The 20,269-nt window shown below is 69.9% G+C and carries 17 protein-coding genes, 1 other RNA gene and 1 pseudogene; 15 read left to right on the forward strand and 4 right to left on the reverse strand.

The genetic code is table 11. The features are described 5' to 3' along the window. The first annotated feature begins 52 nt into the window (after positions 1-52). The 4 genes from mtrB to hpf all read left to right on the forward strand — a co-directional run bounded on the left by mtrB (position 53) and on the right by hpf (position 5,145). Positions 53-1,720, forward strand: coding sequence for an MtrAB system histidine kinase MtrB (gene mtrB, locus BJ964_RS14510; RefSeq protein ID WP_188126947.1), 1,668 nt, complete (start codon positions 53-55; stop codon positions 1,718-1,720). Further along, positions 1,720-3,528 (forward strand): LpqB family beta-propeller domain-containing protein, encoded by a 1,809-nt coding sequence (locus BJ964_RS14515; protein ID WP_188121159.1) that lies wholly within the window; start codon positions 1,720-1,722, stop codon positions 3,526-3,528. The genes mtrB and BJ964_RS14515 overlap by 1 nt, the downstream gene beginning before the upstream one ends. 1 nt (position 3,529) lies before the next feature. Next, the gene (locus BJ964_RS14520; RefSeq protein ID WP_188121160.1) at positions 3,530-4,246 is read left to right on the forward strand and encodes a ComF family protein; all 717 of its coding nucleotides are present in this window, start codon (positions 3,530-3,532) and stop codon (positions 4,244-4,246) included. Between the two features lie 281 nt (positions 4,247-4,527). Further along, complete coding sequence (hpf, locus tag BJ964_RS14525) at positions 4,528-5,145, forward strand: ribosome hibernation-promoting factor, HPF/YfiA family (RefSeq protein WP_183224958.1); 618 nt, start codon at positions 4,528-4,530, stop codon at positions 5,143-5,145. Here hpf and BJ964_RS14530 read toward each other — a convergent pair. Next, on the reverse strand, positions 5,134-6,075 hold the full coding sequence (locus BJ964_RS14530) for a GNAT family N-acetyltransferase (RefSeq protein WP_229806645.1): 942 nt from the start codon (positions 6,073-6,075) through the stop codon (positions 5,134-5,136). The genes hpf and BJ964_RS14530 overlap by 12 nt on opposite strands. A gap of 186 nt (positions 6,076-6,261) precedes the next feature. Between BJ964_RS14530 and secA the strand changes: the two genes are divergently transcribed. Then, positions 6,262-9,165 (forward strand): preprotein translocase subunit SecA, encoded by a 2,904-nt coding sequence (gene secA, locus BJ964_RS14535; protein ID WP_188121162.1) that lies wholly within the window; start codon positions 6,262-6,264, stop codon positions 9,163-9,165. Positions 9,166-9,749: 584 nt separating this feature from the next. Here secA and BJ964_RS14540 read toward each other — a convergent pair. After that, entirely contained in the window at positions 9,750-10,301 is a 552-nt protein-coding gene (locus BJ964_RS14540; protein WP_229806856.1) for an Rv3235 family protein, read from the reverse strand. A 124-nt stretch (positions 10,302-10,425) separates the two neighbouring features. Beyond that, positions 10,426-10,656, reverse strand: a complete 231-nt coding sequence (locus tag BJ964_RS14545; RefSeq protein WP_188121163.1) for a helix-turn-helix transcriptional regulator — start codon at positions 10,654-10,656, stop codon at positions 10,426-10,428. A 202-nt stretch (positions 10,657-10,858) separates the two neighbouring features. Between BJ964_RS14545 and BJ964_RS14550 the strand changes: the two genes are divergently transcribed. Further along, on the forward strand, positions 10,859-11,320 hold the full coding sequence (locus BJ964_RS14550; RefSeq protein ID WP_188126949.1) for a DUF6912 family protein: 462 nt from the start codon (positions 10,859-10,861) through the stop codon (positions 11,318-11,320). Here the strand turns inward: BJ964_RS14550 and BJ964_RS14555 are convergent. Beyond that, positions 11,272-12,222 (reverse strand): hypothetical protein, encoded by a 951-nt coding sequence (locus tag BJ964_RS14555; RefSeq protein ID WP_188121164.1) that lies wholly within the window; start codon positions 12,220-12,222, stop codon positions 11,272-11,274. The genes BJ964_RS14550 and BJ964_RS14555 overlap by 49 nt on opposite strands. A 338-nt stretch (positions 12,223-12,560) precedes the next feature. Here BJ964_RS14555 and BJ964_RS14560 point away from each other — a divergent pair. From BJ964_RS14560 to ssrA, 9 genes and pseudogenes are all read left to right on the forward strand, one after another. Continuing rightward, positions 12,561-13,444 (forward strand): annotated as a pseudogene (locus BJ964_RS14560) (aldehyde dehydrogenase family protein); the annotation flags it as partial. Between the two features lie 282 nt (positions 13,445-13,726). Then, a complete protein-coding gene (locus tag BJ964_RS14565; protein WP_188121165.1) occupies positions 13,727-14,242 on the forward strand; it encodes a PadR family transcriptional regulator in 516 nt (171 codons plus the stop codon). A gap of 51 nt (positions 14,243-14,293) precedes the next feature. Beyond that, entirely contained in the window at positions 14,294-15,406 is a 1,113-nt protein-coding gene (prfB, locus tag BJ964_RS14570) for a peptide chain release factor 2 (protein WP_188121166.1), read from the forward strand. 141 nt (positions 15,407-15,547) lie between these two features. After that, on the forward strand, positions 15,548-16,228 hold the full coding sequence (ftsE, locus tag BJ964_RS14575; RefSeq protein WP_188121167.1) for a cell division ATP-binding protein FtsE: 681 nt from the start codon (positions 15,548-15,550) through the stop codon (positions 16,226-16,228). 66 nt (positions 16,229-16,294) lie between these two features. Then, positions 16,295-17,170 (forward strand): permease-like cell division protein FtsX, encoded by an 876-nt coding sequence (gene ftsX / locus BJ964_RS14580; RefSeq protein WP_188121168.1) that lies wholly within the window; start codon positions 16,295-16,297, stop codon positions 17,168-17,170. Between the two features lie 106 nt (positions 17,171-17,276). Next, positions 17,277-18,518 (forward strand): peptidoglycan DD-metalloendopeptidase family protein, encoded by a 1,242-nt coding sequence (locus BJ964_RS14585; protein WP_229806829.1) that lies wholly within the window; start codon positions 17,277-17,279, stop codon positions 18,516-18,518. Positions 18,519-18,569: 51 nt separating this feature from the next. After that, a complete protein-coding gene (gene smpB / locus BJ964_RS14590; RefSeq protein WP_188121169.1) occupies positions 18,570-19,046 on the forward strand; it encodes an SsrA-binding protein SmpB in 477 nt (158 codons plus the stop codon). A gap of 90 nt (positions 19,047-19,136) precedes the next feature. Further along, on the forward strand, positions 19,137-19,841 hold the full coding sequence (locus tag BJ964_RS14595) for a cellulose binding domain-containing protein (RefSeq protein ID WP_188121170.1): 705 nt from the start codon (positions 19,137-19,139) through the stop codon (positions 19,839-19,841). A gap of 25 nt (positions 19,842-19,866) precedes the next feature. After that, positions 19,867-20,248, forward strand: a transfer-messenger RNA (tmRNA) gene (ssrA, locus tag BJ964_RS14600). The last annotated feature ends 21 nt before the right edge of the window (positions 20,249-20,269 follow it).

The raw sequence follows: 20,269 nt of genomic DNA on the forward strand, positions 1-20,269 counted from the left end.
TCGGCGGCGGGGGGATAACCTTGCCGCGATGCGTGCTCCCACCTGGCTCCCCATGCCCGTGCGCCGCGCCCTGCGAGTGGTGCGGCGCTACTGGCGTGTCCTGGCCCGCCACCTGGAGCGTTACACGGCGCCGGCCCGCCGGGCATGGCGCCGTTCGCTCCAGTTGCGGGTGGTGGCGCTGACCCTGGTCGCGTCCAGCCTGCTGGTCGGCACCTTCGGCGCCTTCATCGCGAACAGCAGCACCGACATCCTGCTGAGCCGCGCCGAGGACGAAGCCCGGACAGCGATGAACGGCAAGGTGGACTACGCGCTGAAGCAGCTTACGCTCTACCCGCAGGCGCGGGACCCGGAGCTGCCGAACGCGCTGAACGATCTGGCCGACGAGCTGTTCGACGGGAAGTCCGGCTCGCCGGGTTCGTCGATCGTCTCGATCCGGGCGGAGAACTACCCGGATCTCCAGGCGGTCACCGTGCCGCCGACCGTCGACACCAGCGACCTGATCACCCAGGACATGATCGACAAGGTCTCCGCCGGATCCGGCAAACAGGCCCGCCAGATCCGGACCGCCGAGATCAACGGCCAGGTCACGAAATACCTGGTGTACGGCTCCCCGGTGCCCACCCGGTTCGGTCACGTCGAGCTCTACTACATGGTTCCGCTGACCACCGAGGACCAGGACGCCAACCTGATCCGGACCATCGTGCTGGCCACCGGCCTGGCCCTGGTGATCCTGCTCGGCGTGGTGGCCGGCCTGGTCACCCGGCTCGTGGTGACCCCGGTCCGGGTGGCCGCACGGACCGCCCAGCGCCTTTCGGCCGGCCTGCTCGACCAGCGGATGAAGGTGGACGGCGAGGACGACCTGGCCCTGCTGGCCGCCGCGTTCAACCAGATGGCGGCGAACCTGCAGCGGCAGATCGTGCGGCTGGAGGAGATGTCCCGGTTGCAGCGGCGGTTCACCTCGGACGTGTCGCACGAGCTGCGGACGCCGCTGACGACCGTACGGATGGCCGCGGACCTGATCTTCTCGGAGCGTGAGGATTTCGACCCGGCGGTGGCGCGCAGCGCCGAGCTGTTGCAGGCCGAGCTGGACCGGTTCGAGGAGCTGCTCACCGACCTGCTGGAGATCAGCCGGTTCGACGCCGGGTTCGCCGCGCTGGACGCCGAGCACACCGACCTGGTCCCGATCGTCGAGCGGGTGGCCGAGCGGCTCACCGGGCTGGCCGAGCGGGCCGGCGTCGAGCTGGAGCTGCGCCTGCCGGACACCCCGGTGATCGCCGAGGTGGATCCGCGCCGGGTCGAGCGGGTGCTGCGCAACCTGGTGGGCAACGCGGTCGAGCACGGGGAGGCGAAACCGGTGCAGATCACCATGGCGACCGACGACGCGGCCGTGGCCGTCACCGTCCGCGACCACGGGATCGGCCTGAAGCCGGGGGAGGAGCGGCTGGTCTTCAACCGGTTCTGGCGGGCCGACCCGTCCCGGGCCCGGCAGACCGGCGGCACCGGGCTCGGCCTGTCGATCAGCGTCGAGGACGCGCGGTTGCACGGCGGCTGGCTGGAGGCATGGGGTGCGCCCGGCGAGGGCGCCCAGTTCCGGCTCACCCTGCCGGTGCGGGCCGGCGACCGGCTGGTCGCGGCACCGCTGCCGCTGATCCCCCGGGACCGTGGCCCGGAGGCTCCGCTGCCGTTGATCCCCCGTGACCGGGCCGCGGAGGTGGGCTGATGCTGCGCCGCATGATCGCCGGTACCACCCTGGTCCTCGTGCTGCTGGGCGGCTGCGGGATCCCGGACGGCTCGGACGTCACCGACCTCGGCCCGGGCCCGTCCACCGGCACCTCCTCCGGTGACGGCGGCTCGCGCAGCCGGCTCACCCGTGAGTCGACCAGCGACCGGGCCCAGTTCGTCACCAACTACCTCCAGGCCGCGGCGGGGGACTACGACACCGCCCTGGACCGGGTGAAGCAGTTCATGTCGACGACGGCGAAGGAGCAGTTCAACGCCCCGGCCGCGCCCCGGGTGATCCGCACGATCGACACCCCGCTGCTCACCAAGGACCAGGACAAGGTCAAGGTCGAGTACGAGCTGCTCGGCACCCTCGGCAAGAACGGTCTGATCGAGCCGCCCGCCGAGCCGAGCACCGGCACCTACGAGTTCACCCTGACCGAGGTCACCGGCGACGGCCTGTTCATGGTCGAGGCGCCGCCGTTCCTGCTGCTGAGCACCCGTGGGCTGGACAACTTCTACGAAGAGCGCACGATCTATTTCTGGAACACCGAGTACACCGGCCTGGTCCCGGACATCCGCTACCTCCTCGGTGACGTGCCGATCGAGCAGGAGCCGACGATCATCCTGGGCTGGCTGATCGGTGGCCCGGCCCCGTGGCTCCAGGACGCCGTGAAGCAGCTGCCGGAGGGCACCCGTACCGAGGGCAAGGTGCCCGCGATCGAGAACAACCAGTTGGCGATCACCCTGAGCGCGCAGGCGGTGCCCACGCAGGACGCCGACGCGGCCGTGGAACGCCTGCGGCGGCAGTTGCAGTGGTCGCTGCGGCGCCTGCCGTACGAGTTCCTGAAGTTGAGGATCGGTCACCAGGAGGTCCGGAGTTACTCCGGCACCGACTACCTGTCCAGCAATGCGGCACACCGGCTGGTCCCCAACCCGGACCGGTACGTGGTGTACGACCGCACCGTCCGGCGTCTCGTGGAGCCGGACCGGCCGACCCCGGACACCGTGCCGGGCCTGAACGCCGACAACAACAAGGACGTCAGCCGCGCGGCGGTCACCACCACCGGATCGCACGTCTACGCGGCCCTGGTGACCGGCTCCGGGAAGAACGAGCGGCTGCGGGTGGGGTTCGCCCCGGCCGGGCAGGTCGCCACGCTGCGTGAGATCACCGGGCTGCCCGGCGGCATCGGTCACCCGATTTGGGCGATCACCCCGGAGGACAAGACCGACGGGGCCGCCGGGCTGGTCATCGCGGACGGCAAGCTGTGGCGGTTCCGGGCGCAGGGCGGTCAGGCGCTCCAGGTCACCTGGCCCGGCGGGACCGGGAAGATCAGCGCGATCACGGTCGCCCCGGACGGGCACCGGGTGGCGCTGGCCATCGGCGGCCGCCTCTACCGGGCGGTGCTGACCATCAGCGGCGACGGCCTGGCCCTCAGCGGCATGCAGGAGCTGGACCCGCCGCTCGAGTCGGTGACCGCGGTGGACTTCACCAGCGAGGGCTGGCTCACCGTGGCGGGCACCGACCGCCGCAGCAAGCGGATCGCGATCGAGGACATCTCGATCGATGCGGCTCTCCAGTCGGACCGTTTGGCCGACATCGGTACGAACGCGGTCAGCTACCTGACGACGTACCCCGCGAACCCGGAGTCCAACCGGCCCACCGGTTCCACGTTGATGTACTCGACCGGCACCGACGCGTGGGAGGGCCTGTCCACGTCGGTGCAGCTCAAGGTCGGTAGCCTGGCCGGCCCGAGCACCGAGCCGCGGCCGGGTGTGGTGCCCGGGGCGCCGTTCTTCCTCGACTGACATGCTGCTGGCGGACCTCGCGGATCTGGTGCTGCCGACCGCCTGCGCGGGCTGCGGGGCGGAGCGGGTGCGCCTCACCTACGGCGTCTGCGGCGGCTGTGTGACCGAACTGGAGGGCCTGCGCCCGCGGGCTGCCGAACCGGTGCCGCCGCCGGCCGGCTTCCCGGCGTGCATGGCGGTCGGGACCTATGCGGGGGCGCTGCGGGGCGCGCTCCTGGCGTACAAGGAAAAGGGCCGGCACCGGCTCGCCCGGCCGTTGGGCACACTGCTGGCCGGCGCGGTGGCCGCGCTGGCGCCCCGCGATCGGCCGGTGGTCCTCGTTCCGGTCCCGTCCACCGCGGCGGCCCGGCGGGAGCGGCACGGCGATCACATGGCCCGGTTGGCCGGCCATGCGGCCCGCCGGTTGCGGTCGGCCGGCTATCTCGTGAACGTGGTGCAGCCGCTGCGTGCCCTGCCGCGTCCTGACTCAACGTCACTGGATGCGCACGAACGGGCGATAGTAGCTGTAAATTCGCTGCGAATGATCCCCCGGATCGGCGTTCTGCGACGCGACGGCCGTTGGCGAGGCACTCTTGTGGTGGCGGATGACATCGTCACCACAGGGGCCACACTGGCCGCGGTGGTACGCCGGCTTGAGGAGGCGGACATGCAGGTCACAGGTGCCGCGGTGCTCGCAGCGACAGAGTTGCGCACGTTTTCCCCGCGTATTCGACTGTGATCGGCGTCCGGCTTGCCGATAGAGGCGAATGTCAGCCATCCGGTATCCCGAACGAGGGGTGACTGACGGCCACAGGCAGGTTAGCGTCTAGGTGACGAGGGTAAGTCGATCAACTTGCCCGCCACCGGGAGCGCACGAGTCCAGGGCTTGTTCGCCGCACCGGAAAGGAGTCGTCTCACTCACGTAGGCCGCGTCGGTTCTCGTCACGCGGCGTCTTCACCGAGCAGCTCGATGCGCCGTGGTTCGGCGCCCGCCAAGCACAACGTTGGGGGAGGTCACGAGTGGACATTGTCGTCAAGGGCCGCAACGTAGAGGTTCCCGACCATTATCGAGAGCATGTCGCCGACAAGCTGAGCAAGGTCGAACGTTACGACCAGAAGCTGATGAGGGCGGACGTGGAGCTGTTCCACGAACGCAATCCGCGACAGTCCGACATCTGCCAGCGGGTCGAGATCACCGTCAGGACGAAGGGGCCGGTGGTACGCGCCGAGGCGCAGGCACAGGACTTCTACGCTGCCCTGGACTGTGCGATCAACAAGTTGGACGCCCGGCTGCGCCGCTCCGCCGACCGTCGCCGAGTGCATCGCGGACGGCACGCGCCGGTCTCCGTCGCCGCGGCCACCGCGAACCTCCCCACCGATCTGACCGGTGGACGGACCGCCACGCTCACCGAGCCGGAGCTCGACACCGAGCCCTCCGAGCACGAGGACAACCAGCCGTGGCGCATCGTGCGGGAGAAGGAGCACTCGGCCGAGCCGATGACCGTTGACGACGCCCTCTTCCAGATGGAGCTCGTCGGGCACGACTTCTATCTGTTCCACGACAAGGAGAGCGGGCGGCCCAGTGTGGTGTACAGGCGCCGCGGATACGACTACGGCATCCTCAGCCTAGGCATGTGAGGTTCCCGCGCCGGAGGCCTGTGCTAGCAGGTCTCCGGCGAGGAGCACGTACTGCACGTCGTCCAGCCGGCCACCGTCCGGCCCGGGCAGACGCTGCCGCTGGTAGGCCTCGCGCGTGAAGCCGGCCTTCTCCAGCACCCGCTGCGAGCCGATGTTCGTCGGGAGCGCGCCGGCCACGAGACGGACGATGTCCGTCTCGGCGAAGACCCAGAGGGCGAGCAACTGCGCCGCGCGGGTGGTCAAACCCCTTTTCCGGTACGCCGGAAGCGTGCTGTACCCGATCATCGCCTGAGCCAGCGGCGGCTCCTGGTAGTACAGATCGATCTCGCCGGCCGGTAGCCCGGTCGCGGTGTCCACGATGACGAGATCGGCCCGGCTCCCGGTGAGCCACTGCGTGGCGGCCCGTGAGCAGCGCCGGCGGATCTCGTCGGCCGGCTTGGGCTCGGCCGGCACGCTGGTCGCCACCACGTCCGGCACGCTGTGCAACTCGGTGTAGAAGTCGACGTCGCCCTCGCCGAGCGGGCGCAGTGTGATCACGCCGTCGGACAGCTCGCCACCGGGCAGGTCGGGCAGCAGGCGCGGTGCCGGCTCCCCGCTGTCGCTCGCCAGACGGGAGTAGACCAGCAGCTCGGGCGTGCCCCGGCGGATCCCCTCCCGGGTGTAGCCGGCGGCCAGCGCGACCCGCAGGGCGATCGGGTTGTCCCACGGGATCAGCAGCTCCAGCCGCTCCCGGTCGCGCAGGGTGAGCCGGCTCACCTCACGCAGCGCCGCCGTCGCCACGCCGCGCCGCCGGGCCGCCGGCACGACCTCGACGGTCACCCGCTCCCCGGTCAGGGCGACCCGGCCGAGGCGGTCACCGGACCGGGTGCCGACGATCTCGTACGCCCCGTCGCCCGCGTCCTCGAGCCGCACTTCGCTGTTCTGATCCACGGGGACATCCTCGTCCGGGACGCGCCCGGGCGCCAAACAGCTTGCAAATGAGTCGGAGGATGCGCTGTCAGCGAACTTCATGGCGTATTTCGCCCTTTTTGTGAGTTTCACGGGAGGCTCGGGTCACAGGTCCACGGGGAAGGTGCCTACGATGGTTCAGCAGACTGTCTAGGGGAGCGTTGACCCGTGTCGATATTGGAAAAGATTCTTCGCGCCGGCGAAGGCCGCATGGTGCGACGGCTCAAGGCGATCGCGGAAGCGGTCAACTCGATCGAGGACGACTATGTCGACCTGACCGACGACGAGTTGCGCGAATGCACCCAGCAGTTCCAGGAGCGCTGTCAGGAGGGCGAGTCGCTCGACTCGCTGCTCCCCGAGGCCTTCGCGGTGGCCCGGGAGGGCGCCAAACGGGTGCTCGGCCAGCGGGCTTACGACGTCCAGCTGATGGGTGGCGCCGCGCTGCACTTCGGCAACATCCCGGAGATGAAGACCGGTGAGGGCAAGACCCTGACCGGCGTGTTCCCGGCCTACCTCAACGCGTTGAGCGGCAAGGGCGTGCACATCATCACGGTCAACGACTACCTCGCTCAGCGTGACGCCGAGTGGGTCGGCCGGGTGCACGTGTTCCTCGGCCTGACCGTCGGCGTCATCCTGCCGAACCGTCCGTCCGCCGAGCACCGCGCCGCCTACGAGTGCGACATCACGTACGGCACCAACAACGAGTTCGGCTTCGACTACCTGCGCGACAACATGGCGTGGGCGAAGACCGAGCTGGTGCAGCGCGGGCACAACTTCGCGATCGTCGACGAGGTCGACTCCATCCTGATCGACGAGGCCCGGACCCCGCTGATCATCTCCGGCCCGGCCGAGCACTCCGCCCGGTGGTACGGCGAGTTCGCCCAGATCGTCGCCCGGCTCCAGGCGGGCAAGGACGGCGAGGGCGACTACGAGGTCGACCACGCCAAGCGCACCATCGCGATCACCGAGCGCGGCGTCGCCAAGGTCGAGGACCGGATCGGCATCGACAACCTGTACGAGTCGGTGAACACTCCGCTGGTCGGCTACCTGAACAACGCCATCAAGGCCAAGGAGCTGTACAAGCGCGACAAGGACTACATCGTCAGCCCCGAGGGCGAGGTCCTGATCGTCGACGAGTTCACCGGCCGCATCCTGCACGGCCGCCGCTACAACGAGGGCATGCACCAGGCCATCGAGGCGAAGGAGGGGGTGGAGGTCAAGCAGGAGAACCAGACCCTGGCGACCGTCACCCTCCAGAACTACTTCCGCCTGTACGAGAAGCTCGGCGGCATGACCGGTACCGCGCAGACCGAGGCCGGCGAGTTCAACAGCGTCTACAAGGTCGGCGTCGTCAGCATCCCGACGCACCGCCCGATGATCCGGATCGACCACCCGGACGTCATCTACAAGACCGAGAAGGCCAAGTTCAACGCGGTCATCGAGGACATCGCCGAGCGGCACGCCACCGGCCAGCCGGTCCTCGTCGGCACCGTGTCGGTGGAGAACTCGGAGATCCTCTCCCAGCTGCTGCGCCGCAAGGGCATCCCGCACAGCGTGCTGAACGCGAAGTTCCACGCCCAGGAGGCGACGATCATCGCCCAGGCCGGCCGGAAGGGCGCGGTCACCGTGGCGACCAACATGGCCGGTCGTGGCACCGACATCCTGCTCGGCGGCAACCCGGACTTCACCGCCGCGGCCGAGCTGCACCAGCGCGGCCTCGACCCGGTGGAGAACCCGGAGGAGTACGCGAAGGCCCTCGAAGAGGTGCTCCCGATCGTCAAGGAGGCCACCGAGCGGGAGGCCGCCGAGGTGCAGGCCGCCGGCGGGCTCTACGTGCTCGGCACCGAGCGCCACGACTCCCGCCGCATCGACAACCAGCTCCGCGGCCGGTCCGGCCGGCAGGGCGACCCGGGTGAGTCCCGGTTCTACCTGTCCCTCCAGGACGACCTGATGAAGCGGTTCCGGGCCGGCGCCGTCGAGGCCGTCATGGAGCGGTTCAACATCCCCGAGGACGTTCCCATCGAGTCGAAGATGGTGAGCAAGCAGATCCGCAACGCGCAGACCCAGATCGAGGCGCAGAACGCGGAGATCCGCAAGAACGTCCTCAAGTACGACGAGGTGATGAACAAGCAGCGGCAGGTCATCTACGCCGAGCGCAAGCGCGTGCTCGACGGCGAGGACATGCACGAGCAGGTCACCCACATGATCGACGACGTGATCGCCGACATCGTCACGGTGGCCACCGCCGACGGCTACGCCGAGGACTGGGACCTGGACCAGCTCTGGACCAACCTCAAGCGGCTCTACCCGGTCACCGTCACCATCGACGACATCGTCGAGGAGTCCGGCGGCGAGAAGGGCACGATCGACCAGGAGTTCCTGGCCGAACAGCTCAAGCAGGACGCGCGGGGTGCCTACCGTTCCCGCGAGGAGGAGCTCGGCGCCGAGGCGCTGCGTGAGCTGGAGCGCCAGGTGCTGCTCGCGGTCATCGACCGGAAGTGGCGTGAGCACCTCTACGAGATGGACTACCTCCAGGAGGGCATCAGCCTGCGGGCCTACGCCCAGCGCGACCCCGTGGTGGAGTACCAGCGCGAGGGCTTCGACATGTTCAACCAGATGATGGAGGGCATCAAGGAGGAGGCGGTCGGCTTCGTCTTCAACCTGGAGGTCCAGGTCGAGGAGCAGCCCACCATCACCGTCGACCCGAGCCAGGCCTACGAGCTGCCCCAGGTCGGCGAGGAGCCGGAGGGCGACGGCGGTTCCGAGCGGGTCGAGGTGCACGCCAAGGGTCTCGGCGGCTCCAACCGCCCGCAGAACCTCCAGTACACCGCACCGGCCATCGACGGTGAGGCGGGCGCCGGCCGCCCGGTGATCCAGCAGCAGTCGGCGCCGGTCCAGATCGGCCCCGGCGGGTCGCCCGTCCCGGCCAGCCCGGCGCACACCGGCGCCGGCTCGCCGAGCCGGTCCTCGGCCTCCCAGTCGGAGTCGAACGGTCCTTCGCGCAACGCCCCCTGCTACTGCGGCTCGGGCAAGAAGTACAAGCGCTGCCACGGCGGGCCCGGCGCGGCCTGATCCACTCCCGAACGGCCCGCGTGGCCCGGCTCCGGCCGGCCCACGCGGGCCGTTCCGCATTCCTGCCCGCCCGCACCCGCCCTGCCGGCCCGCGCCCGCCCTGCCGGCCCGCGCCCGCCCTGCCGGCCCGCGCCCGCCCTGCCGGCCCGCGCCCGCCCTGCCGGCCCGCGCCCGCCCTGCCGGCCCGCGCCCGCCCTGCCGGCCCGCGCCCGCCCTGCCGGCCCGCGCCCGCCCTGCCGGCCCGCGCCCGCCCTGCCGGCCCGCGCCCGCCCTGCCGGCCCGCGCCCGCCCTGCCGGCCCGCGCCCGCCCTGCCGGCCCGCGCCCGCCCTGCCGGCCCGCGCCCGCCCTGCCGGCCCGCGCCCGCCCTGCCGGCCCGCGCCCGCCCGAACCCGCGCCCGCCCGAACCCGTGCCCGCGCCCGCCTGCGCAGAGGCTCGTTTTGGTGGGAGTGGCTGGCTCCGAGGGGCACCCTAGGAGCCAGCCACGGACTTGTGCGGGGTGGGCGCCGGTGGAGCGGGCACGGGTGAGACCCGGGACGGCCGCCGCTTCGGTTGCTGACGGTCGCCCCGGGAGTGTGGGAGGCGTCAGATGATCAGGAGCGCGGTGGCGGCCCAGGTCTGCTGGTGCAGCTCCAACCGGAAGGCCATCGCCCAGGTCCGCTCGCCGGTGGCCAGGGTGACCGCGGCCTCGACGACGCCGGGCCGCGGCTCGCACAGCCGCAACCGCAGCACCGCGACGGGGGCGTGGCGGCGTGGCGGCCGGGTGCGCGGCCGGCCCGCCCGGCGCAGTTCGGCGGCCCGGCGCGCCCCGGCCAGGCCTTTCGCCACCACGTCGGCGGCCTCGGCGGGCAGTGCCATCCGCCGCAGGTGGGCGGCGGGCCGGAACCCGTTGAGGACCTCGACGCAGAGGTGCACGAACCGCCGGGCCGCGAGCCGCGCGTCACCGGAGGCTCCGGCCACGGCGGGGGCCTCCGGCGGTGGCCCGAGGGGCGCCCGCTGCGCGTTACCCGGCCACTCCAGAGCCGGCTGCCGGGACGGCGCCCACACCTGGGGCGCGGACTCGTCGTCGAAAGGTGGGTCGGACCGGGGAACCGGGCGCAGCCGAATCGTGGGCGCCATCTCGACCGTCGATCGCATCGCCACCGCCAATCCTTGCGTTTGCCTCCGTTTGCCTTCGATGAACTGAAGCATCGTCCAGTTGCCTTCGGCCGGTCAACGGCTGATCATCGATCCGGGAAGAGGCGCAAAAGCCGCCGACCGCTCATTCCGCCTCGCGGTCGGCCAGGGGGTTGTCGCGCACCCACGCGGCGGTGTCCGCGTACCTCTCCTGGATGTATTTCTCCAGCTGGGAGCGCTCGACGCGCCACTGACCGCGCCCACCGATCTTGATCGCGGGCAGCTCGCCGCTGCGGACCATGTGATAGACCTGCGAGTCCGAGACGTTCAGTTCGGTGGCCACGTCGGACAGCAGCAGGAAGCGGGGCTCCGGCACGGCTCCTCCTTTCGACGGCCTCAGTTTGCCACCGATGGCGTGTGGCGGACCCGGTGCGACCTCGATCCGGAGACTCCTGATGGAATGGGACATCTCCGGGCCGAGATGACGGTGTACTGTGCTCGCCCGACCGCCGAGTGCAGGAGGAACGACGGTGCCGATCACCGACCTGGTCCGGGTTTACGTGCCGGCCACACTGCCGATGCTCACCGCCCTGCGGGCCGGTGGGCGGCTCGGCGATCAGACGCTGATCGCGCACGCGGTGACGCCCGCGCTCCGCGAGTGGTACGCGGAGGGCGACGAGGAGGAGCTGGAGTACGTCGCCTTCACCCGTGCCGCCCAGGGCGCCCTGCCTCTGCTGCGGCAGGATCCGTCAGCGCCGCGCCGCCGGGTGGTGGTCTCGGCCGACGTCCCGGCCGCCGGTCTGACCAGCGAGGACACCGAGCTGGGGTCGAGCACGGTCCGGCTGCCGCAGCCGGTGAGCCTGGCCGACCTGGCGAGCATCCACGTTGACGGGACCGAGGCGGTGGAGGCGGTGGCGGCCGCCGTCGAGGTGGTCGTCGAGGCGCTGGCCGGTGACTCGGACGCCCAGTTCACCGTCGACGGCGCCGAGGATCACGAGTTGGAGTGGTACGCCGTCTCCGAGCTGGACGAACTGGCCTGAGGCTCCTCGTCGTCGGAGTCCTGGGCCGGGCCGAGGGTCCGGCCGACCGCGAAGATGGCGGTGAGCGCGCCGACGAAGAGGACGATGAGCCCGTTGTTGAGCCGGGCCGAGCTGAGCATCTGCTGCACCGTCTGCTCCAGCTCACTGACCTTGCCGGCCAGTTCGAGCACCTCGGCGCCGGCGGTGCGGGCCAGCAGTTCGCCGATCACCAGCAGGAGGCCGGGGCCGGCGCCGGCCAGCGCGTACAGCGGCCAGCGCAGCCCGGCACGGCGGCGCAGCATGAAGTACGCGATGAGGCCGGCCGCCAGACCGCTCAGCGCCGCCTGGCTGTAGGAGAACCACTGTGCCGCCTGCGCCGACGACGCGGTGTCGTCGGCCCCGAAGGCGTCGAGCACCGGGGACTGGAAGAGGTTCAGCACGAACCCGACCAGGAAGACACCGACCGAGCCCGCCCCGGCCGCGGCGATCACCGACGGGATCCGCAGGCCGGCCAGGGCGCCGCCGATGGTCGCGGCCGCGGCCACCGTGCCGCCGACGACCGCGTAGATCGTGCCGGCCGTGTTGATCGTGATGATCGGGATGGCGCTGAGCAGCCCGACCACCAGGCCGGCGCCGGTCGCCACGGCGAACCGGGCGGTCGGCCCGAGCGGCCGGCGCGCGCTGATCAGGGTGAGCACCAGGAGCGCCACGGCCGAGCCGGCGACCAGGTCGGCGGTGACCGCGCCGGGCAGCGCGTACGCCGTGGAGGTCACCTCCATCGCGGCATCGGCCCGGCCGGTGATGGTGGCCCGGGCCGACCAGAGCATCGCGCCGGTCCAGGCGAGGGCGGCGGCCGCGAGCAGCGCCACGGTGAGCCGGGATTCCTCGACGGTCTCCGGGGCGGCGGTCTGGCGGTCAGTCATGGGGCTCAGGGTAACCGGCGAAGCCGCACACGCCTGACCGGCCGTCGGTGAGGTGCGACGATGGGCGAAACCCCCTCAACGACGAGGAGTTCGGATGGACGCCCAGTTCTCCGTCCCGGCGCCGAGGAACGAACCGGTGCGCGACTACGCGCCGGGCGGCTCGCACCGCGCCGGTCTCCAGAAGGCGATCGAGGACCTCGGTGACCGCCGCCCGGATCTGACGATGACGATCGGCGGGCGGCAGCGGATGGCCGCGGGCTCGCCGATCGAGGTGGTCCAGCCACACCGGAGGCACGCGGTACTCGGGGTGACCGGCAACGCCACGGCCGGCGCTGGCGGTCTCCGAGGTGGCACTGGCCGATCCGGACCTGGCCGGCATCCATTTCACCGGCTCCACCGCGACCTTCCGGCATCTGTGGCGCACCGTGGGGGAGAACGTCGACCGCTACCGGACCTACCCGCGGCTGGTGGGGGAGACCGGTGGCAAGGACTTCGTCCTCGCTCACCCCAGCGCCGACGTGGACGCGCTGCACACGGCACTGCTGGGGCGTACGAGTATCAGGGCCAGAAGTGCTCGGCGGCGTCCCGGGCGTACGTGCCGCGGAGCCTGTGGGAGGGCGGCCTGCGGGATCGGCTCGCGGCCTCGGTCGCTTCCATCCGGTACGGCGACGTCGCCGACCTTTCGATGTTCGGTGGCGCGGTGATCGACGGCCGGTCGTTCGGCCGGCTGACCGGGGCGCTGGACCGGATCGCGGGCAGCGGCGCCTGCACGGTGCTGGCCGGCGGGCGCGGCGACGACAGTGAGGGCTGGTTCGTGGAGCCGACGCTGGTCGAGTGCACGGATCCCGGGAACGAGGTCTTCAGCACCGAGTACTTCGGGCCGATCCTGGCCGTGCACGTCTTCCTGGACGGCGGTTTCGACGAGGCGGTGCGGCTGGTGGACACGGCGTCGCCGTACGCGCTGACCGGGTCGGTCTTCGCCGCCGACCGCACGGTGATCGAGCGGGCTCAGCGGGAGCTGCGGTTCACGGCCGGCAACTTCTACGTCAACGACAAGCCGACCGGGGCCGTGGTGGGGCAGCAGCCCTTCGGCGGGGAGCGGGGCAGCGGGACCAACGACAAGGCCGGTTCGGTCCTGAATCTGCTGCGGTGGGTGTCGCCGCGGACCATCAAGGAGACGCTCGACCCGCCGACCCGATGGCGCTATCCGCATCAGGGATGAGCCCGCAGGCCCGCTCAAGGGTGACGAATGGGGCGGTTGGATCTGATTGTCTGGTTTCGCACGGCAGTATCCGCCTTTTTGCCGGAATCATGCCCGCAACACGCCGTCTGACCGATTGGGTGCACCATATTACCTGGTCAACGCGTATTTGGAGGCGGAATCGCCAGGACCGCTCACTCGTTGTCGGACTGTCTGTGCGGGACAGTCGTTTGTGGAGGCGCAAACTGGACGGATCAGGCTAAATCCTGGACGGCGGCGCGACAAAGTGGCAGCTTAGAAGGCATGCCCGACTTCCAAATCAATCCGACGGCGGCTGCCCTCCTCGGCCTCCTCCACGAGGGGGCGATGACCGGCGGTCAGCTGATGGCGGCTGCCGAACGCCGCCTCGGGCCCTACTGGTCGATGACGCGCAGCCAGGTCTACCGCGAATTGCCCGTACTGGCTGAAATGGGGTATGTCCGCCTCGGTAAGCCGGGTCCCCGATCCAGTCAGCCCTACGCCATCACCGCCTCCGGCAAGCGCGCCTTCAGCAGGTGGCTCGCCGAGGCCCCGGGCCGGGACGCGCTGCGCAACCCGGTCGCTCTGCGGGTCGCCTTCGGTCAGCAGCACTCCGGCGACCAGTTGCAGGAGCTCTACAGCACCGCGAACCAGTACCACTCCGAGGCCATGGGGATGGCGAAGGAGCAGGCCAAGGAGGCGAAGAAGAACGGCGACCAGTACGGCGCGGCCGCCCTGGAGTTCGCGGTCGCCTACCACAAGGCCGCGCTCACCTGGCTCAAAGCCGTCCCGACCGAATGAACGGACCCGCCCCGGCCAGCATTCTGGCCGGGCGGCGTAGTCTTGAGTGTCGTGACCGCTGCCGACTTTCCCGAGCAACTGAAGGCCCTCGACGCGACCCTGCGCAACATCGAGAACGTCCTGGACGTCGACAAGTTGCGCCGGGACAAGGCGGACCTTGAGGAGCAGGCCTCCGCGCCGGACCTCTGGGACGACCAGGCCCGTGCTCAGGAGGTGAACAGCCGTCTGTCGTACATCTCGGGCGAGCTCTCCAAGCTGGAACGCCTGCGTTCCCGTCTCGACGACGCCGGCGTGCTGCTGGAGCTGGCCGAGGCCGAGGGCGACGCCGACTCGATCGCCGAGGTGGGTGCCGAGGTCGCCACCCTCAGCAAGGCGATCGAGGAGATGGAGGTCCGCACTCTCCTCTCCGGTGAGTACGACGCCCGTGAGGCCGTGGTGGCGATCCGGGCCGGCGCCGGCGGTGTGGACGCGGCCGACTTCGCCGAGATGCTGATGCGGATGTACCTGCGCTGGGCGGAACGGCACGGCTACCCCACCGAGGTCTACGACACGTCGTACGCCGAGGAGGCCGGCCTCAAGTCGGCCACCTTCGCCGTCAAGGTGCCGTACGCCTACGGCACGCTGGGTGTCGAGTCCGGCACCCACCGCCTGGTGCGGATCAGCCCGTTCGACAACCAGGGCCGCCGGCAGACCAGCTTCGCCAGCGTCGAGGTGATGCCGGTGGTCGAGCAGACCGAGTTCGTCGACATTCCGGAGAACGAGATCCGGGTCGACGTGTACCGGTCCTCCGGTCCCGGCGGGCAGAGCGTCAACACGACCGACTCGGCGGTCCGGCTGACCCATATCCCCACCGGCATCGTCGCCTCCTGTCAGAACGAGAAGTCGCAGCTGCAGAACAAGGCGGCCGCGATGCGTGTTCTCCAGGCCCGGCTGCTGGAGCGGAAGCGCCAGGAGGAGGACGCCAAGATGGCCGGTCTGAAGCTGGACACCACCGGATCATGGGGCGACCAGATGCGTTCGTACGTTCTGCACCCGTACCAGATGGTGAAAGATCTGCGCACCGAGTTCGAGACCGGCAACCCTTCGTCGGTCTTCGACGGCGAAGTGGACGGCTTCATCGAGGCGGGCATCCGTTGGCGGAAGCAGAACCAGGTCGCCTCATAGGCCGATCCGTGACCGTGTGCAACCCGACCTGAACGCTGGGTCAGGTCAGGTTGCGCCTGTTCCCAGTGTTACCGCAGCTCGTGAATATTCCCGACCCCGGTGGGGTTGGCGATTTCGTTACACCGCGTAGACTCCAGTCCCGTGATTCTGCTCGAGAACGTGACGAAGACGTACCCAAAGGCGTCTCGGCCGTCGTTGGACAATGTCAGCGTCGGGATCGAGAAGGGTGAGTTCGTCTTCTTCATCGGCCCCTCCGGTTCCGGTAAGTCGACGATCATCAAGCTGCTGCTCCACGAGGTCGCCCCGACCCGCGGCAAGGTGGTGGTGAATCAGAAGGACGTGACCACTCTGCGGTCCTGGAAGGTTCCCCACTTCCGCCGCTCGATCGGCTGCGTCTTCCAGGACTTCCGGCTGCTGCCCAACCGCACGGCGTACGAGAATGTCGCCTTCGCCCTTGAGGTGATCGGCAAGACCAAGGCCGTCGCCCGGCGTGTCGTGCCCGAGGTCCTGGAGCTGGTCGGCCTCGGCGGCAAGGAGCACCGGTACCCGCATGAGCTCTCCGGTGGTGAGCAGCAGCGTGTCGCGGTGGCCCGTGCCTTCGTGAACCGTCCGCTGATCCTGCTGGCCGACGAGCCCACGGGTAACCTCGACCCGGACACCTCGATCGAGATCATGCGTCTGCTGGACCGGATCAACCGGACCGGTACGACCGTCGTGATGGTCACGCACGACTCAAACATCGTCAACCAGATGCGCCGCCGGGTCATCGAGATCGAGAGCGGACGGATCGTCCGGGACCAGGCGCGCGGTGTTTACGGGTAGGCCTTGCTCCGCCCACGTACGGAAAGCTGAAGCAGTGACACGCGGAGTCCTGGAAGGATCCCCCCGATGCGCGTGAAGTACATCCTCAACGAGGTCCTGGTGGGCCTGTGGCGAAACGTCACGATGACGATCGCCATGATCATCACCATGTCCGTCTCGTTGACCATGCTGGGCGCCAGCGTGCTGCTGTACATGCAGGTCGACCAGATGAAGGAGTATTACTACGGCAACATCGAGGTCTCGATCTTCCTGACCGACGACGTCACCGAGCCTCAGAAGCTCGCGATCGACGAGGCCATCGACAGCAGCTCGCTGGTGATCTCCAAGACCTACGAGAGCAAGGAAGACGCTCTCAAGCGGTTCCAGAAGCTCTGGGCCGACACGCCCGACTTCGTGAACGCGGTCGGATCGAACAGCCTGCCGGAGTCGTACCGGGTCAAGCTCAGCAACCCGGAGAAGTACGCCGAGTTCGCCAAGGCGGTCGAGGGCAAGCCCGGCATCCGGCAGATCATCGACCAGCGCGAGTTGCTCGACAAGGTCTTCAAGGTCTTCAACTCGATCCAGGTGATGGCGCTGGTGGTGGCCGGCTTCATGGCGGTCGCGGCGCTCCTGCTGGTGGGTAACACCATCCAGGTGGCGGCGTACAGCAAGCGGCGCGAGGTCGCGGTCATGAAACTGGTCGGCGCGTCGAACTGGTTCATCCAGTCGCCGTTCGTGCTGGAGGCGGTGGTCGCCGGCCTGATCGGCTCGCTCCTCGGCTTCGTGGCGCTCTTCGTCAGCAAGATCATCGTGCTGGACACCAAGCTCCAGGCGCTGGCCACGATCCTCACGCCGATCCCCAACGGCAACGTGTGGCTGATGCTGCCGCTGCTGGCCGGTGTCGCCTCGCTGTTCAGTGCGGTCACCGCCTGGGTGACGCTGCGCTTCTACCTCAAGGTCTGACGCCGCACAAGTACGTGTAAGTCCCGATGGCCGCAACCCTGTCCAGGGTTGCGGCCATCGGGCGATTTGGGGCTTTGCGGATGATTAGTCGGGGTAGCGTGGCGCCGTGGGGTATTGCCGACCTGATCGCCTGATCGCCGCCTGCCTCTGCCTCTTCGCCCTGTTCGGGTTCATGCTGGCGGTGCCGGTGCCCGCCGCGGCCGATCCGGCCGACGACGCGGCCCGCGCCGTCCGCCGTGCCGAGGCGCTCCTGGAGACCGCCGGCGCCCATGCCCGGGCCGCCGCGAGCAGCCTGGCCCGCGCCACCGCCGCCCTGCCGGCCGCTCAGCAACGGGTGGCCACCGCGCGCGGCGTGGTGATCGCCACCCGGGTCGAGGCGGACACCGCCCGGCGGCAGGCCGACACCGCCCGGGCCGGTCACCAGCGGGTCGCCGACGAGTACACGGCCGCCGCCGGCCAGGTCGACGCCGCCCGCGAACGGGTCGAGGAGATCGCCCGCGCCAGCTACATGGGCAGCACCTTCAACCGGCTCAACCTGCTCGCCGAGGCGACCGGGCCGCAGGATCTGATGGACCGCCTCGGACTTGTCGAACACCTCATGCACCAGGAGCAGGGCGAGGTCCGTACGCTCACCACGGCCCGCCGGACCGCCCGGATCGCGCAGGACCGGGCCGGCGCCGCGAAGCGGACCGCCGAGGCCGCCGAGGCCACCGCCGCCGAGCGGCTCCGGGCCGCGCAGAGCGCGCAGGCCGCCGCCCTCCGCGCCCAGCAGGAGGTCAACGAGCTGGTGCTGGCCCGGCGGGCCGCGCTGCGCGCCGCCGAGACACAACGCGCCGGAGTGCTGGCCCAGTACCGGGCCGCGGTGCGTGCGGAGAACCGGGTCCGCGCCGCCATGCGCGGCTGGGAGAACCGGTCCGGCGTCGGCAGCCGCTATTCCGGCGGCCGCCTGCTGATGCCCGTCCACGGCTGGAAGAGCAGCGACTACGGCAACCGTTACGACCCCTACTACCGGGTGTGGCAACTGCATGCCGGCGCCGACTTCGCGGCCGGCTCGGGCAGCCCGATCCGGGCCGCCGCGTCCGGACGGGTGATCCAGGCGGGCTGGAACGGCGGCTACGGCCGGTACACGTGCATCAACCATGGACGGATGAACGGGCACGGGTTCACCACGTGCTACGCACACCAGTCCAAAATCTATGTCTCGGTGGGCGAGTACGTCCGTCGTGGCGAGATCATCGGCCGGGTGGGCAGCACCGGCGCCTCCACCGGGGCACACCTGCACTTCGAGACGCGATTCGGTGGCGCGCCCCGCAACCCGCTCGTTTACCTGCCCGGCTGTTTGTGCTGAGGCCCGGGTACTCTTTCCGTTCGGGTTCACACAAACGGGAGGACCGCGGTCATGCCACGCGAACAGGGCCGCAAGCTCGTCGCCTCCAACCGCAAGGCGCACCACGACTACACCATCCTGGACACCTACGAGGCCGGCATGGTCCTCACCGGCACCGAGGTGAAATCGCTGCGCGCCGGGCGCGCCTCGCTGGTCGACGCGTTCGGCCACGAGCGGGAGGGTGAGATCTACCTGCACGGCATGCACATCCCGGAGTACACGCAGGGCACCTGGACCAACCACGAGCCCCGCCGCCCCCGCAAGCTGCTGCTGCACCGCGAAGAGATCCACAAGATGCTGGGCAAGATGCGCGACGACGGCGTCACCCTGGTGCCACTCGCGGTCTATTTCCACAACGGGTACGCGAAAGTCGAACTCGGGGTGGCGAAGGGCAAGAAGAGCTACGACAAGCGTCAGGACATGGCCAGCCGGGACGCTGAGCGGGAGATCAACCGGGCGATGGGCCGCCGTGCGAAAGGGATGGACTGACGGGGTATCCTGCCCGGCCAGGCCTATTGATCATCCACCGTTGATCGTCACCTGTCGCTGATCTTCCCCTACCCCAGGGAGACCCGCCCGTTGTCGAAGCACGCCGCACGTCAGTTCATCCTGGCCCGATCGGTCCTCGGTCTGGCTGCTGCCGTCCTGCTTGCCCTGGTCGGCTGGATCGCGTTCCGCTCGGGTGGCTCCGCCGAACCGGGTGATCCGCTGCTGGTCCTGCCGACCGCCGATCTCCAGGCGGCCGAGGGCTCGCTGCCCGCCACCAGCCCCGCGACCGAGTCGTCGCCGGTGTCGTCCGCCTCGCCGTCGCCGTCCGTGTCGCGGTCGGCCTCGGCATCGCCCTCGGTGTCGGTGTCGGTGTCGCCGTCGCCGTCCCGGTCGGCGTCCACCTCGGCCAAACCGTCGCCGTCGAAGAGCACCGGACGGCCCAGCCCGTCGCCGTCGCGCACCAGCTCCTCCCCGGCCGCCGCCGACCTGTCGGTCACCTACTCCACCAGCGCATCCTGGCGTGACGGCTTCATCGCCGCGCTGCGGGTCACCAACAACGGCACGTCGGCACGGGACTGGACCATCACGCTGTCCTACCCCTCCGGCAGCGGGCTCGAACTGCGCGGCGCCTGGAACGCCACGGCCAGCCTCAGCGGGAACACCGTCACCCTGAGCGGGAAGTCGCTCGCCGGCGGATCCTCGGTCAGCGTCGGCTTCCAGGCCGAGAAGAACCTGAACGACCTGGTCAAGCCGATCACCTGTGCCATCGGTGGCGGCAGTTGCCGGGTGAGCTAAGATTGCCAGGCTGTGACATGGACATGGGGGTGACTGGTTTCGACTTCGTACGTGGAGACAGGGGAAGCGAGCCGAGGAAGCCGACGTCGTCTCGAGAATCGGTCGTCGGAAACTTATAAGCGCCAACTCTAAGTTTGACGCTGACCAGTACGCTCTCGCCGCCTGAGGCAAGTAGCGTGGTCTGTCGGTCTGGGAGCGCCTCCGTCCCAGCTGCCGGCATCAGCTAGGAGGCTGGCCAATGGGTCCCGGTCACGGGGACCTTGCGGTGAGATCAATCAGTGACTGGGCCCGTCGTCCGAACTTGCTCACGTGAGTCGGAGGGCCGAGTAGGGACATAGTGAGCTGCGCTCGGAGAAGCCCTGACAAAGCAACGAAGGACCCGGGTTCGATTCCCGGCACCTCCACTGCAAGATCATCGGCCGCCCTGC

Origin of the sequence: Actinoplanes lobatus (genome assembly GCF_014205215.1) — a bacterium.
GTDB classification, from domain to species: Bacteria; Actinomycetota; Actinomycetes; order Mycobacteriales; family Micromonosporaceae; genus Actinoplanes; species Actinoplanes lobatus.